This window comes from Wohlfahrtiimonas sp. G9077, assembly GCF_002252155.1.
Taxonomy (GTDB): Bacteria; Pseudomonadota; Gammaproteobacteria; order Cardiobacteriales; family Wohlfahrtiimonadaceae; genus Wohlfahrtiimonas.
Map to the genome: position 1 here is coordinate 16,657 of NZ_NEFD01000007.1, position 13,664 is coordinate 30,320.

Below are 13,664 nucleotides of genomic sequence, written 5' to 3' on the forward strand. Positions count from 1 at the left end.
ATAAAAACAAAAAACGGTGACACATACAATTGTTATATCTCTTTAACTGAATCATTAAGTGATTAATAGAGTGGTAAAAATTGTATGTGTCACCGCCATTTGGTGGCATTATAAACAAATGTTATAATCCAGGGATATTAATTTATTTTATTGTCAAACATTTATCCATGTCAAACCACCTAAAATCCTGGCAGCCCTTCCTACAATCAGAAGGCAAAAAGCCCTATTGCCAACATATTTATGCATATTTAAATGCTGAATTAAATGCCGGAAAAACCATCTATCCAACAGAGGCTGAGCGCTACAGTGCCTATCAACTGACGCCGCCTGATCAAGTGAAAGTCGTGATTTTAGGACAAGATCCTTATCATGGACCGAATCAAGCCAATGGCCTTGCTTTTTCTGTGCATCATGGCATTAAAGTGCCGCCTTCGCTTCGCAATATCTATCAAGAGCTCAGTACAGACATTGAAGGATTTACGCCGCCCGCTCATGGCTCACTCATCAATTGGGCAAAGCAAGGGGTGTTTTTATTGAATACTTCTCTATCCGTTGAAGCTGCAAAAGCCGCTTCCCATGCGCACATTGGCTGGCAGCAATTAACGGACGAAACCATTCGTATGATCAATCAAAACTGCGAACATGTTGTCTTCATTTTATGGGGCAGCCATGCACAAAAGAAACGCGTCCTCATTGATGAATCAAAGCACTGCGTAATTGCCTCTGTGCATCCTTCACCTTTGTCAGCATACCGTGGATTTTTTGGCTCGCGCCCATTTTCCAAGGCAAATGCCTACCTCATCGCACATGGGAAAACGCCGATTGATTGGGCAGACTTAAGCTAGTTTTTTCACCATATGAATGTGCGGCTCGCCATCTTCTAGATAAATCTCACCTTCCGCCACAAAGCCTAATTTTTCATAAAAGGCAATGGCATGCACTTGTGACGAGAGCACAAGTGATGTGATGGGCAATTGTTTTGCCTGCATCATGAGCGCCTGCATCAGAAGTAATCCTATGCCCTGCCCACGATGAGATTTTAACACCGCAACGCGCCCTATTTTACCAATATCCCCCAAAGGAATGAGACGCGCTGTGGCAATGGCTTGATCATCCTGATACACAATCACATGAAAGGCAATGTCATCATAATCATCGATGTCAATCTCTGCGGCGTAGCCTTGCTCTTGTGTAAAGACAGCATCACGAATGGCAAAAGCCTCCGCAATCGTTGGGTCTGTACGACCCTTAATGATGATGTGGTGCATAATTTCCTGAAAGTGATAAATGTTCAGCTAAATAACGAGCTTCCGCATTAGAGACATCTAGCCAACCGCGGCGCAATAAAAAATGAAGCATCACCCAAGCTGTGTTTGGTTTAAATTGATCAGGCTTTTTCAAAATTGCCCATAATTCTGGCAAAGGCAAACGCATAAAGCGCGCCACTTCACCATCTTGATTGTGGGGCATAAAATCAATGGGCAGCTCAATGTCAAAGGCATGAAGCATGTCATTGCGAATGCCAAAGCCATCTTCAGCGGGCGTTAGATATTGCAAGCTGCCAAAAGGTTGAGCAGTACGCGCCACCACCTCAGGAATGCCGGCTTCTTCCCCGGCTTCTTTACAAACATTCTCAAGCAACGTGAGATCCGCAGGCAAGCCACCTGCCACCAATTGATCCAACTTTAAAGGGGCAATCGGGCGCGTTGCTGAGCGCTCTGCAATCCAAATGTGCGGCTCACCTTCGATTAAAGTGAAACCATTTAAATGCACACCGTGCGCTTGTAACCCAAGGACTGGCAACACACCACGCTCGATTTGAAAGAGTGGCAAAGTGCGCGCGGCATCTAAATACACAGTAAAGAGTTCATCTCGCCAATTAGGCACCACATGATGCGCTTTTAAATCATGACTGACGATCTCAAGCAATGCAGAACGCTTTGCAATGTCGAGCGCTAAAAACTCATCCGTAAAGCGCATTGCTTGTCCATCCACATCTTGAAAAAGATGTGGATATTTTGCCAATAACGGCACAATGCGCGCATGCATACAACCCACAGCATGATGTTGCCAATTTAACGGCACAAACTCTGAAAAATCTGGCGCGGGCAACGCCTCAATGATGTGTTGATACTGCATGATGGCCTTTATGATTGTGTCGTAATGTCGCGGATGATCTCTGGCAATAAACGTGCTAACGCCCTGTTATAAGCCGCAACGCCGCCCTCTGCATTTAAGCTTTCGACAGGCTCTTTAATGCTGTATTTTTTCGAGAACACCAATTTTTGTTGGCTATTATTGAGTAAACGCACCATCAAACTCAACTCCACATAACTGTGGCCATTGTCAAAATATTGCTGCATTTTTTGAATGGTGGTGTCCACTTTATACGCACCCGTCAATGACGTCGGTGACACCACCACATCACGATAGGCATTCGATGCCATCAAACCATTGGCAATTGCCACTTGAATTTGCTGAACAGGTGGCTCGACCCATGCACTTTTCGTATAGACTTCCACTGTATTGGCATCACGCGAATAGGTCATGTCCACATTGTTGCCCATGCCAAAACTTTTCACATCACCCACCACAATGCCATAAGGCTTTTGATGCGCTGTTTCAACAATGTTCGCGCCCTCAGTGGCTAAGGTGTATTGTGTTTTATACGGCGCAGAAGAACACCCTGCCATCACAAGCATTGCCGCCATTAAACCTGTTAATTTCATCTTCATCATCACTCCTTATTCACCTGGGCCTGGTTTTGGTTTGCCTTTACCCATGATCAATGAGTTCGGCTGATTGTTCAGTTGTGTAATCAACAATGACATTTGATACAACACATTGTTGAGCTCTGTAAATGTTGAATTCAAGTTTGGCACTTGTGAGCGCACAGATTGCCCAAAGTTGCGCCATTCCACCGCTGTTGCACCCCATGCTTTTAAGGTGCTGTCTGCATTGTCAAGCGTTGAGGTTAAGCCATCGGAGGCGGTTTTTACATTTTCTGCAATGGCACTGAAAGAGTCAATGGCTGACAATGCTCTGTCAATCTTCGGCTCTAAACCACGGAAGAATTTAGTGGCATCATCCGCCATCTCTTTGAGATCCTCTGAGCTTTCTGCAAAGTTACTGGTGACCACATCAAGGTTACGCAAAATATTGTTCACATGCTCAGCATTTTGTGTGGTGAGCACCATGTCTAATTTTTCAGATACGCCACTTAGTGCACGCGTGGCATCATTAAATGCCGTGTCTAAACGCTGCGATAACGAAGGACCATTTTTGATCTCTGGCACAGGATCACTTTCAGTGGGCACCACATTCGGCGCACTCTCTGTACCACCACGCAAGCTCACGCCCACCAAACCTGTAATGCCACGGCTCGTCAACACCGCTTCCGTATCCGATTTAATGGGTGTACCCGCTGCAATGTCAAGGGAGATGATCACATAACGAGGATCTAAATCATTGAGTTCGATTTTACGCACCACGCCCACATCCACGCCTTTATAATCCACCACAGAATTGACGGATAAGCCAGAGACAGATTCATTGGTCACCACTTTATAAGGCAGATATTTTACCTTATCTGTGCCCACGGTGAGCCAAACCACAAGCGCTAAGAGCGCAATGCTAAAGCCCACCACAAATACGCCAACGGCGGCAAAACTGAATTTATTTTCCATAAGCTTCCTCTGTTGCTCGGCCCCTTGGCCCTTGAAAATACTTTTGAATCAATGGATGCGGATCTTTCACCAATTCAGGCATTGGTTTGTACGCTAAAATTTTCTTCTCACCCAAAAAGGCCACTTTATCCGTCACAGCCCATAAAGAATCGAGATCATGAGTCACCATCATAATGGTCAGCGAGAGAGATTCTTTGAGCTGATTCATCAAATCATCAAACTCGCCTGCACCCACAGGATCAAGCCCTGCAGTTGGTTCATCTAAAAAGAGCAATTGCGGATCAAGGGCTAAAGCGCGCGCTAAAGCTGCTCGCTTGATCATCCCGCCTGACAATTCACGCGGATAGAGATTTGCAGCATGGGCAGGCAAACCAGAGAGCACAATTTTAAGCTCCGCCAACTCCTTCATCTCCGCTGTTGATAGCTTTAAATGCTCCTTCATGGGCACCATGACATTTTCCAATACCGTCAACGAGCTAAACAGCGCGCCGCTTTGAAAGAGCATGCCAAAACGCTTACGCAACTGCATTTGTTGCTGATTGCTGATGCCCCAAATGGGCTCACCAAACATATACACTTGCCCAGAATAGGGTTTGAGCAGCATGATGATCGAGCGCAATAATGTGGTTTTCCCTGAGCCTGAACCGCCCACCAAGGCCACCAATTCGCCCTTTTGTACCGTCATATTGAGATCTTCATGCACTGAATGGGTGCCAAAACGGTTATAAAGGTGCTCAATCTCGATGGCAATGTTGTTGTCTACTGTTTCTGTCATTAGATCGGCACATTCCTTGTAATAATGGAGAAAATGGCATCGCAAATGATCACTAAAAAGATCGATTGCACCACAGAAATGGTGGTTTGTTGCCCTACGCTGTCCGCACCGCCACTGACGCGAAAGCCTTGATAGCAACCGGTCAAAGAAATGATGATGGCAAACAGCGGGGTTTTCGCCAAGCCCACCAATAAAGTATCCACCGTCATCACTTGCGGAATACGCTCGACGAAGGTGCTAAAAGAGACATCTAAATAGGTGTTTGCGAGCACCATGCCGCCAAAGACACTGCACACATCGGCAAAGACCGTTAAAAATGGCAATGCCACAATGAGCGCCATCATCTTTGGCACCACAAGCTGATCTAAGGGATTGATGCCAATGGTGCTCAACGCATCCACTTCCTCATTGACCACCATGGTGCCAATTTGTGCAGCAATCGCAGAACCTGTTCGCCCTGCCACAATGATGGCCGTCATCAAGGGCGCCAATTCTCTGAGCATCGAGATGGAAATCAATTCCACCACAAAGATGTTCGCACCATACTGTTTTAATAAAGCGCCACCTTGATAGGCAATCACGATGCCGATCAAAAAGTTCAAAAGGCCAATGATGAAAAGCGCTTGTACACCGCCCGTTTGCACATTTGACCACATGGTTTTCCAACGGATCGACCAAGGATGGGCAAGATTTTTCGCCGTCACCATCGCCACTTGACCAATGAAGTCAAAAAAACGATACGTTTGATCTTTTGCCAAATAGGTGCGTTTACCCACTGCCACAAAGAAAGGATCTTTTTTCGGATCATCTAAAGCATCGGGCTCAAATGCGGCCATTTTATCGGAGATAAAATCCACCAAATTGGCAAACTCACCATGAAATGCGGTTAGATTCGCTTGGCCATTTTTGGCTTTCAAGGCTTTGACAATCGTGCCCATCCAATAGGCACCGCTTGTGTCTAACGACGTTAAAGCGCTGCCATTGATCTCGATGGCTTGTGATAAATCAAGTTTAGACCAATCAATCGCCGCAATCGATTTTTCAATGATGGGCGTATTGCCAATCGTCCATTCGCCCTCAAGCATCAACTGATTATTGTTTTGCGTCAGCATCATTTTTCATTCTCAACAACGCATGTGGTCAAGACTTCAGGCATTTTGATGGCGGGCAAACGTGCCGTTAAACCACCAGAAGCTTGAATGATCAAAGTGCCCACATCCATGAATCGGCTCAGGAGACCTTTTTTAATGTGAAAGGCATCCACATGTAAACGCGCAAATTCAATGCGCTGTGGGCGAAATAGCCCTGTGACCACTAAAATGCGTTGATCTGTCACCATCACTTTAGTGGTTAAAAACGTTAATGTGGCGCGCACTAAGCGATATAACGCATAAATGAGCACCAATTGGCTAATCCACTTACGCGGATGCAAGCGGATGCCATTTAAAAACTCATACATCGAACGCGGCAAATGTTCTTGAATCACCTCAGAACCCATCGCTAAATAACTGTGGATCGTATGACTCAATCCTGTGCCACTTTGTGGCATCGGCCAAATCAACAATGAATAGAGCGAAAAAGAGCCATGGAGCGCTGCATTAAGCGCTAAATAGATGCCGGCCAATAGCCATAAAGCAGGCGCGACAAAAATCCACCAATGCGTGTATTGTGACAAAAGGAGGGATTCGTTGTGGGCTAATTCTTCTTCTCGATGACTTAAATACATATCTATACCAAATGTTTTACGGATGCAGCCGCCGCCATTGTTCGGGTTGTTGTTGCGCGCCAGCTGTTTGCCAAATGCCTAATCGTGACATTTTAGCGCGTTTTTGTGCATTTATGTAGTCTTGATCATGATTATAGCGGGCATAAACAATCGCTGCCCCTGCTTCCACCATCTCAAGCCCCACATCTTGCGCTTGAATAAACAGTTTAGCCAATAATCGGCCATATTGATCTTTTTCCATCACTTGCAGTTCAATCGCTCGATGGTCACCAATCATATTTTTTAGGGTTTGTGTGGCCATTTCACCCCAAGGTTTTTGCCCGGTTTCGGGCGCATCAATGCCCCAAATGCGCACAGAGCGGCGTGATGTTTCACGTGGATCATGAGGTTTTGGGCATTGCATCACCACCGTATCTCCATCAATGATGCGCTCTAATTGGCATGTGAGGGTAATCGGATAATGATCATAAGGTTCATCATCATACCAACGGCCTTTGGGCACATATAAGCTTGAGACAATGAACAGCAGAAGGCAACAAATCGGCACCAAAAGATGCTGATAAAAGCGCGGATGCGTACGCGCTTTACCAATGCGCCATCGAACATAACGCCCGATGCGTTTAACCAAGCACCGCATAACCCCAAAGGATCAAATGAATGCTGATCAAGGCCATGATGCCCGCTAAGACATCATCCACCATAATGCCAATGCCACCTTTCATCTTTTGATCCACCCATTTAATTGGCCAAGGTTTAATCACATCAAAAATGCGAAAGAGCACAAAGCCCAAGATCGCTGTGTAAATGTTCACAGGCACTAAAAACATCGTGATGAAAAAACCCACAAATTCATCGATCACAATGCCACCGTGATCATGCACATTGAGCTCGCGGCTTGCTTGATCGCTGACAATGCAGCCTAAAACAAAGACAAAGGCTGTGATCACGGCATACCATAAATCTGGTAAATACGTCATCAAGAACCAAAATGGCACTGCCGCCAATGTCCCAAAAGTGCCGGGCGCCACCGGTGCACAGCCTGAACCAAAACCAGAGGCTAAAAACTGCGCCGGGGTTTTGATGGTGATTTTCACAGAGTGATCATGTTTGCTGTGCATCGTGCGCTCCTTATTAATGTTGTTGTAAATAGTGAGTGCGATAGAATTTTAACTCGCCAATCGACTCACGAATGTCATCTAAAGCCTTGTGTGTGTTTTTCTTTTCATACATTGCGCCATTTGGATACCAACGCTTGATCATCTCTTTAAAGGAGCTCACATCCACATTGCGATAATGCAAATATTGATCAATGTGCGGCATGTAACGTTTTAAAAAACGGCGATCGGTGCCAATGCTGTTGCCACACAAAGGCGAAGTGCCTTTTGCGATCCATAAACGCAAAAATTCATACGTCATCTCTTCGGCTTCTGCAAGGCTGATGTTGCTTTGGCGCACGCGCTCAATTAAACCAGATTCACCGTGCGTTTTTTGATTCCAATCATCCATCAACTCCAAAACATCATCCGGTTGATGAATGGCGATCACAGGACCTTCGGCCACAACATTTAAGTCGCTGTCCGTTACGATGGAGGCAATTTCTATGATGTGATCAAGATTTTCCTCCAATCCTGTCATCTCTAAATCTACCCAAAACAAATAGCGATCTGACTGCATGTTCTACCTTTTCAATAATTGACTCAATAAAGCGCCATTTTATCACGGCTACTTTGTGCTGTGTGCCCTTGCATGATGGTTATTTTTTATCAAGGATCGCCAAAACCTCATCCACAGAATCCACCAAATGCAGCCAATCAAAAGTGTCTGTGCTGATGAGCTTTTTCTCTAGTAACGTCGTTTTAAACCATTCAAATATGGGCGCCCAAAAGCCGCTGTCATACAACATTACCGGCGAGCACTGTAATTTACCGGTTTGCACCAGCGTCATCACCTCAAACAATTCATCTAGCGTGCCAAAACCGCCGGGCATACAAATGTAGGCACAAGAATAATTGAAAAAGCTCATTTTACGTGGATAAAACTGAGAAAATCGCAGTGAACGGGTTTGATAAGGATTCGGATGTTGCTCACGGGGCAAGATGATGTTTAAACCCACAGATTCTGTGCCGCCCTCAACCGCGCCTTGATTGGCCGCTGCCATAATACCGGGGCCGCCGCCTGAAATAATGGCGTAACCTTGTTCGGCAATCGCTTTGGCAACATTGACCGTTGCCACATAATAAGAATCATCTTCAGGAATGCGTGCAGAGCCAAAAATGGTGACGGCGCGCCCTAAATCATTGAGTACGCGTTTTGCTTCTTTCAATTCTGAATCGATCTGATGCACATCCCACAACATGTTTGTCGCCTTCATTCTATTTTGTCTGTTCACGGGCGGGGAATTATAACAGACCATTTTCATTAATGTTATAATCGATTTTTTTGGATGAGATCAGTGGGCATGCAATTTCAAGATTTACGAGAATTCATCGATTATTTAGAAAAAAACAACAAACTACAGCGTGTTACCCATGAAATGGACACGAATTTAGAGATGACGGAATTCTCTGATCATGTGTTGCGCCAAGGTGGCCCTGCCCTTTTATTTGAAAATCCCAAAGATCACACCATTCCTGTGCTCACCAATTTATTTGGCACGCCTGAACGCGTTGCCCTTGCCATTGGCGAGACTGATCCTGCCCGCTTAAGAGACATTGGCAAGCTGCTCGCCTTTTTAAAAGAGCCCACGCCGCCAGAAAGCCTTCGCAGCATGATCAAGCAGTTCCCGATCTTTAAAAAAGTGCTCTCCATGAAGTCAAAAACCCTCTCATCACCGCCCTGCCGCGATGTGGTGATTGAAAAAGAAGAGGTAGATTTGAGCACTTTGCCCATTCAAAAATGTTGGCCAAAAGATGCAGCGCCCTTGATCACTTGGGGTTTGACCATCACCAAAGGGCCACACAAAAAACGTCAAAACATTGGCATTTATCGCCAGCAAGTGATCGGTAAAAACCGCATCATCATGCGTTGGCTTGCACACCGTGGCGGCGCATTGGATTTTCGTGAGTTTCAACTGAAAAATCCTGGCAAACCTTTTCCGGTTGCCGTTGCTTTAGGCGCAGATCCTGCCACCATCATCGCAGCTGTTACTCCCATTCCGGACACTTTATCTGAATATGCCTTTGCAGGCTTATTGCGCGGCAAAAAAACCTATGTGGCGCCTTCCCTCATCTCCGATGAATTAACGGTGCCAGCTTATGCTGAAATTGTGCTAGAAGGTTACATTTATCCCGATGACATGGCGCCCGAAGGCCCATATGGTGATCACACCGGCTACTACAATGAAGTGGACAACTTCCCTGTGATGACCGTTGAGCGCATCACGCATCGCAAAAATCCCATTTATCACTCCACATATACAGGTCGCCCACCCGATGAACCGGCGATGCTCGGCGTTGCGTTAAATGAAGTGTTTGTGCCCATCATTCAAAAACAATTTCCGGAGATTGTGGATTTTTATCTACCACCTGAAGGCTGCTCGTACCGCATGGCGGTGGTGAGCATTAAAAAACAGTATCCGGGGCATGCAAAACGCGTGATGCTGGGCGTTTGGTCATTCTTGCGCCAATTTATGTACACCAAATTTGTCATCATCGTGGATGAAGACATCAATTGCCGCGATTGGAATGATGTGATGTGGGCGATCACCACACGCATGGATCCGATTCGCGACACCGTGATGGTGGACAATACGCCCATTGATTATTTGGACTTTGCTTCCCCCATCTCCGGGCTTGGCTCAAAAATGGGTTTAGACGCCACCAATAAATGGCCGGGCGAAACGGATCGCGAATGGGGCGAGCCCATCGAAATGACGCCAGAAGTGGTGGACAAAGTGAGTACAATTTTAAAAGAGTACGGATATGAAAGATAACATCATTGCACAAATTCAAGCATCGATTGCCACCAAAGCCGCCATTTTAGAAGATGCCAAGCTCATCGCAACCCTTGAGAGCGTGGCCGAAACATTGATTGATGTCTATCGCAATCACGGCAAAATCCTCATTGTGGGCAATGGCGGCTCAGCTGCTGATGCACAGCACATGGCGGCAGAACTTGTGGGTCGCTTTGAATTAGAGCGCGAAGGCTTGCCGGCGATTGCATTGACCACCGATACTTCCATTTTAACGGCAGTGGGCAATGATTATGGCTATCATTATGTCTTTGCGCGCCAAGTTGAAGCACTCGCGCAACCAAGCGATGCGCTGATTGCCATCTCAACTTCCGGCAACTCTGAAAGCATTGTCAATGCTGTAAAAGCGGCCCGCGCCAAAGGCATTTACACCATTGGCTTAACCGGCAGCAAACCCTGCACGATGGATCAATGGTGTGATGTGATGATCAAAATCCCATCGACGCACACGCCACGCATTCAAGAATCCCATTTATTGGTGGAACACATGCTCTGCCAATTGATCGAAACGGCGCTCTTTGCCCCATCATTATAAGAACGAGAGAACCATGCAAAAAATCTTCCAAATTTTACCTTTAACCTTGTTATTAGCCGCTTGCTCATCCACATTTGGCTCAGCTGCCAAAGATGCTTTAACGTATGAAGCGGCCGTTTCACAGCCGGTAAAAGCCATTTTAGGCAAAAAAATGATTGTCGGCGGCCCTGTGATTGCGTATCAATATTCGCCTTCACAAACACAAATTGAGATCGCGAGTGCACCACTGAATGAAGAGTCCGCGCCGGCCAAAATTGCCAACAATAAGGATCGCGCGATCGTCATCGTCAATGGTTACATTGCACCTGAAGAGCTCGACAATGTGCGCTTTTCCGCCATTGGGCGCATCACTGATGTGGCACAGATCGAACGCTATGGCAAAAGCACCGTCATCATGATCACCGCCGATGATTACCGCATTTGGCGTGCATCAAAACCCATGTTCGGCCCAAGCAGCAAACCGCGTTATGGGTATAAATACGATCTCTAATGACGATGAAAATCCTGCAAATTCTCCCCGCCCTCAATCAAGGGGGCGTGGAATATTATGTGCTTGAAAATTGCGCCCACATTGCCACGTATGCAAACAGCTACGTGATCTCAAGCGGCGGGCGATTGGTTTCACGCTTAGAACAAGCAGGATCAACGCACTTTACGTTGCCCATTGAGAAAAAGCGTGTGCGCTCTTTACTGCAAATTGGCAAATTAGCACGCCTCATCAACGAGATTGAACCAGACATCATTCACATTCATTCACGCTTGCAAGCATGGCTTGTGCATTTTGCTTTAAAACGTGTGAAAACTCGCCCGCACATTGTCACCACCGTGCATGGCTTTAACTCCATCAGCCGCTATAGCGAGCAAATGCTCAAAGCTGATCGAGTGATTGTGGTGTCTAAAGCGCTAGAGAATTACTTAATCAATGCTTATCCACGCGCGGATATGAAGCGTTTTGCCATCATCACGCAAGGCATTGACCCAACGATCTTTCATCGAAATGTTACGGTGCCCGATGCCATGCATGCGCGCCTTCAAACCCTTGGCATCACTGAGCAGGATCAAATTTTGTTGCTGGCCGGTCGCATCACGCGCATCAAAGGCATTCCCCTTGTAATTGAGCTCATGGCCAAGCTTAAAGCAAATGGCATTACGCACATTAAAGCTTTAATTGTGGGCGGTTATGATGCACGCAATCGCGCATTTTATGAAGAGATGAAGGCACTCATTGCCGCAAAAGGGCTCACAAAATCCATTCTTTGGTATGGCACTTGCGATGAGATGGCGGCCATCTATACACGGGCAAACATTACATTATCTCTCACCACAAAACCTGAATCCTATGGCAGAACCGTACTTGAAGCCCTCGCTTGTGGCACGCCCGTGATTGGTTTTAATTATGGCGGTGTTGGGGAAAATTTATCACGCTTTTATCCAAATGGTGCAATTAGGCCACATCATTTGCCTACGCTTTATGACAAAACGCTAGAGATTCTGGCGATACCGAAAGCGCAAGCACAGATTGCCCCCATCACCGATACCATTGCATTGAGTCAGGAAAAATTGCGCGACTTATATCAATCCCTCTAACGATCGTTTTCTTTTAGATGTAGAATGGCGTAAAATTTGCTAAGATATGCAACTTTTACGAATTCACTCTTTCTATTATTCAAACCACCAATGACAGTAATAGCTATCGGCATCAATCACAAGGCTGCTCCCGTTGAAATTCGCGAGCAAGCTTCCGTATTGCCTGAAAAAGTGCCACAATTTTTACACGCCCTCAAAAATCATGGGTGGGCGACCGGCGCTGTCATTCTTTCCACATGTAACCGCACAGAGTTTTACATTGACAATTTAACTGTGCCTTTGCAGGACTTTTTTGCCCTCTGGACTGAGCATGCAAAAATCTCCATGGAAACCATCGAACAGTATCACTATTATTATGAAAATAACGACGCTGTGGCGCATTTGTTGCGCGTCACCGCTGGGTTAGACTCCCTGATTTTAGGTGAGCCACAAATCATGGGGCAACTTCGCAATGCATTTGAATACTCAAAGCAAGCGGACACCTTATGCAAAACCCTCAATCGGCTCTTTCAACTTGCTTTTCAAACGGCTAAAAAAATCCGCACAGAAACCAACATTGGTGCATACACCATTTCTGTGGCTTATACCGCTGTACAGATGGCAAAGCAGATCTTTGATCTTTCTGAGCAGCGCGCACTGTTAGTGGGCGCCGGTGAAACCATTGAATTGGTGGCTGAACATTTAATTGAGGCAAACATTCAATCGTTAGCGATCGCTAACCGCACAGAAAGCCGCGCTAAAGAGATGAGCGCGCGATTGGCCATTCCTTCGACGGTGCACAGCTTAGATGAGATCCCAGAATTATTAGAAAAAGCGGACATTGTCATTGCGTCAACGGGTGCGCCATTTTCATTGATCTCCAAAGAGATGGCCGCACGTGCCTTAAAAGCCCGCCGTAACAAGCCCATTTTAATGGTGGACATTGCTGTGCCGCGCGACATTGATGCCAACGTCAATGAGCTCGATGATATCTATCTTTATTCAGTGGATGATCTCAATAAGATCGTTGAAAAGAACTATCAATCACGCGAAGCGGCCGCAAAAGAAGCTGAAACATACATTCAACGCAGTGTGTCTGAATGGGACGATTGGTTGCAACTTGCGGACTTATCGGTTCATTTACAAGCCATTTTCCACTATGTGGACGAACAAAAAGGCGTAACGTTGCGTAAAGCGAAGCAACTGACTCACCGTGAACAGACTCAGTCGATGGACGATGTGATTGACCAAGTGGTCACACAAATGAGCAATCGCGTCCTGCATCCTCTGATCAACCTGCTCAAAACCCTTGAGCAAGAAGGCGACAGCGAAACGGTCAATAAAATTTTGGCACACTACACCGCTGCCCCGAAACACAAAACTCGTTAGTTTAATCATCTAAATAG

17 protein-coding genes are annotated in these 13,664 nt (G+C 46.1%); 6 read left to right on the forward strand and 11 right to left on the reverse strand.

The window, feature by feature from the left end; genetic code table 11:
* The first annotated feature begins 167 nt into the window (after positions 1-167).
* Positions 168-845: a uracil-DNA glycosylase gene (ung, locus tag B9T20_RS08680; RefSeq protein WP_094490689.1), complete on the forward strand. Its 678-nt coding sequence runs from the start codon at positions 168-170 to the stop codon at positions 843-845.
* On the opposite strand, the gene B9T20_RS08685 is transcribed toward ung, so the two are convergent.
* The 11 genes from B9T20_RS08685 to B9T20_RS08735 form a co-directional block, all read right to left on the reverse strand.
* Positions 837-1,268 carry a GNAT family N-acetyltransferase gene (locus B9T20_RS08685; RefSeq protein WP_094490690.1) on the reverse strand — a complete coding sequence of 144 codons (432 nt, stop codon included), beginning with the start codon at positions 1,266-1,268 and terminating at the stop codon, positions 837-839. The genes ung and B9T20_RS08685 overlap by 9 nt on opposite strands.
* Positions 1,249-2,139 carry an NUDIX hydrolase family protein gene (locus B9T20_RS08690; RefSeq protein ID WP_094490691.1) on the reverse strand — a complete coding sequence of 297 codons (891 nt, stop codon included), beginning with the start codon at positions 2,137-2,139 and terminating at the stop codon, positions 1,249-1,251. The genes B9T20_RS08685 and B9T20_RS08690 overlap by 20 nt, the downstream gene beginning before the upstream one ends.
* 8 nt (positions 2,140-2,147) lie before the next feature.
* A complete protein-coding gene (locus B9T20_RS08695; RefSeq protein ID WP_063504048.1) occupies positions 2,148-2,735 on the reverse strand; it encodes an ABC-type transport auxiliary lipoprotein family protein in 588 nt (195 codons plus the stop codon).
* 9 nt (positions 2,736-2,744) lie between these two features.
* Complete coding sequence (locus B9T20_RS08700) at positions 2,745-3,686, reverse strand: MlaD family protein (RefSeq protein ID WP_094490692.1); 942 nt, start codon at positions 3,684-3,686, stop codon at positions 2,745-2,747.
* A complete protein-coding gene (locus B9T20_RS08705) occupies positions 3,676-4,461 on the reverse strand; it encodes an ABC transporter ATP-binding protein (protein WP_094490693.1) in 786 nt (261 codons plus the stop codon). Before B9T20_RS08705 ends, B9T20_RS08700 begins: the two co-directional genes overlap by 11 nt.
* Positions 4,461-5,576: an ABC transporter permease gene (locus B9T20_RS08710; RefSeq protein ID WP_094490694.1), complete on the reverse strand. Its 1,116-nt coding sequence runs from the start codon at positions 5,574-5,576 to the stop codon at positions 4,461-4,463. The genes B9T20_RS08705 and B9T20_RS08710 overlap by 1 nt, the downstream gene beginning before the upstream one ends.
* Positions 5,573-6,187, reverse strand: coding sequence for a PH domain-containing protein (locus B9T20_RS08715; RefSeq protein WP_094490695.1), 615 nt, complete (start codon positions 6,185-6,187; stop codon positions 5,573-5,575). The genes B9T20_RS08710 and B9T20_RS08715 overlap by 4 nt, the downstream gene beginning before the upstream one ends.
* Before the next feature lie 16 nt (positions 6,188-6,203).
* The gene (locus B9T20_RS08720) at positions 6,204-6,815 is read right to left on the reverse strand and encodes a thermonuclease family protein (RefSeq protein ID WP_233491657.1); all 612 of its coding nucleotides are present in this window, start codon (positions 6,813-6,815) and stop codon (positions 6,204-6,206) included.
* The gene (locus B9T20_RS08725; protein ID WP_094490696.1) at positions 6,808-7,305 is read right to left on the reverse strand and encodes a phosphatidylglycerophosphatase A; all 498 of its coding nucleotides are present in this window, start codon (positions 7,303-7,305) and stop codon (positions 6,808-6,810) included. The genes B9T20_RS08720 and B9T20_RS08725 overlap by 8 nt, the downstream gene beginning before the upstream one ends.
* A 13-nt stretch (positions 7,306-7,318) precedes the next feature.
* The gene (gene orn, locus B9T20_RS08730) at positions 7,319-7,861 is read right to left on the reverse strand and encodes an oligoribonuclease (RefSeq protein ID WP_094490697.1); all 543 of its coding nucleotides are present in this window, start codon (positions 7,859-7,861) and stop codon (positions 7,319-7,321) included.
* A gap of 79 nt (positions 7,862-7,940) precedes the next feature.
* Positions 7,941-8,543 (reverse strand): TIGR00730 family Rossman fold protein, encoded by a 603-nt coding sequence (locus B9T20_RS08735; protein WP_094490698.1) that lies wholly within the window; start codon positions 8,541-8,543, stop codon positions 7,941-7,943.
* A gap of 102 nt (positions 8,544-8,645) precedes the next feature.
* Between B9T20_RS08735 and ubiD the strand changes: the two genes are divergently transcribed.
* From ubiD to hemA, 5 genes are all read left to right on the forward strand, one after another.
* On the forward strand, positions 8,646-10,118 hold the full coding sequence (gene ubiD / locus B9T20_RS08740) for a 4-hydroxy-3-polyprenylbenzoate decarboxylase (protein WP_094490785.1): 1,473 nt from the start codon (positions 8,646-8,648) through the stop codon (positions 10,116-10,118).
* Positions 10,108-10,692 carry an SIS domain-containing protein gene (locus tag B9T20_RS08745; protein ID WP_094490699.1) on the forward strand — a complete coding sequence of 195 codons (585 nt, stop codon included), beginning with the start codon at positions 10,108-10,110 and terminating at the stop codon, positions 10,690-10,692. The genes ubiD and B9T20_RS08745 overlap by 11 nt, the downstream gene beginning before the upstream one ends.
* 13 nt (positions 10,693-10,705) lie before the next feature.
* Entirely contained in the window at positions 10,706-11,182 is a 477-nt protein-coding gene (locus B9T20_RS08750) for a Slp family lipoprotein (protein ID WP_094490700.1), read from the forward strand.
* Positions 11,182-12,279, forward strand: a complete 1,098-nt coding sequence (locus tag B9T20_RS08755) for a glycosyltransferase (protein ID WP_233491659.1) — start codon at positions 11,182-11,184, stop codon at positions 12,277-12,279. Before B9T20_RS08750 ends, B9T20_RS08755 begins: the two co-directional genes overlap by 1 nt.
* A 90-nt stretch (positions 12,280-12,369) precedes the next feature.
* The gene (gene hemA, locus B9T20_RS08760; protein WP_094490701.1) at positions 12,370-13,647 is read left to right on the forward strand and encodes a glutamyl-tRNA reductase; all 1,278 of its coding nucleotides are present in this window, start codon (positions 12,370-12,372) and stop codon (positions 13,645-13,647) included.
* The last annotated feature ends 17 nt before the right edge of the window (positions 13,648-13,664 follow it).

Bases quoted from the DNA above. Each gene is read 5' to 3' on its own strand.
- B9T20_RS08685 (WP_094490690.1), bottom strand. From the start codon at position 1,268: ATGCACCACATCATCATTAAGGGTCGTACAGACCCAACGATTGCGGAG.
- B9T20_RS08735 (WP_094490698.1), bottom strand. From the start codon at position 8,543: ATGTTGTGGGATGTGCATCAGATCGATTCAGAATTGAAAGAAGCAAAA.
- B9T20_RS08755 (WP_233491659.1), top strand. From the start codon at position 11,182: ATGACGATGAAAATCCTGCAAATTCTCCCCGCCCTCAATCAAGGGGGC.
- B9T20_RS08715 (WP_094490695.1), bottom strand. From the start codon at position 6,187: ATGTATTTAAGTCATCGAGAAGAAGAATTAGCCCACAACGAATCCCTC.
- B9T20_RS08710 (WP_094490694.1), bottom strand. From the start codon at position 5,576: ATGATGCTGACGCAAAACAATAATCAGTTGATGCTTGAGGGCGAATGG.
- B9T20_RS08745 (WP_094490699.1), top strand. From the start codon at position 10,108: ATGAAAGATAACATCATTGCACAAATTCAAGCATCGATTGCCACCAAA.
- ung (WP_094490689.1), top strand. From the start codon at position 168: ATGTCAAACCACCTAAAATCCTGGCAGCCCTTCCTACAATCAGAAGGC.
- hemA (WP_094490701.1), top strand. From the start codon at position 12,370: ATGACAGTAATAGCTATCGGCATCAATCACAAGGCTGCTCCCGTTGAA.
- B9T20_RS08700 (WP_094490692.1), bottom strand. From the start codon at position 3,686: ATGGAAAATAAATTCAGTTTTGCCGCCGTTGGCGTATTTGTGGTGGGC.
- orn (WP_094490697.1), bottom strand. From the start codon at position 7,861: ATGCAGTCAGATCGCTATTTGTTTTGGGTAGATTTAGAGATGACAGGA.
- B9T20_RS08705 (WP_094490693.1), bottom strand. From the start codon at position 4,461: ATGACAGAAACAGTAGACAACAACATTGCCATCGAGATTGAGCACCTT.
- B9T20_RS08750 (WP_094490700.1), top strand. From the start codon at position 10,706: ATGCAAAAAATCTTCCAAATTTTACCTTTAACCTTGTTATTAGCCGCT.
- B9T20_RS08690 (WP_094490691.1), bottom strand. From the start codon at position 2,139: ATGCAGTATCAACACATCATTGAGGCGTTGCCCGCGCCAGATTTTTCA.
- ubiD (WP_094490785.1), top strand. From the start codon at position 8,646: ATGCAATTTCAAGATTTACGAGAATTCATCGATTATTTAGAAAAAAAC.
- B9T20_RS08695 (WP_063504048.1), bottom strand. From the start codon at position 2,735: ATGAAGATGAAATTAACAGGTTTAATGGCGGCAATGCTTGTGATGGCA.
- B9T20_RS08725 (WP_094490696.1), bottom strand. From the start codon at position 7,305: ATGCACAGCAAACATGATCACTCTGTGAAAATCACCATCAAAACCCCG.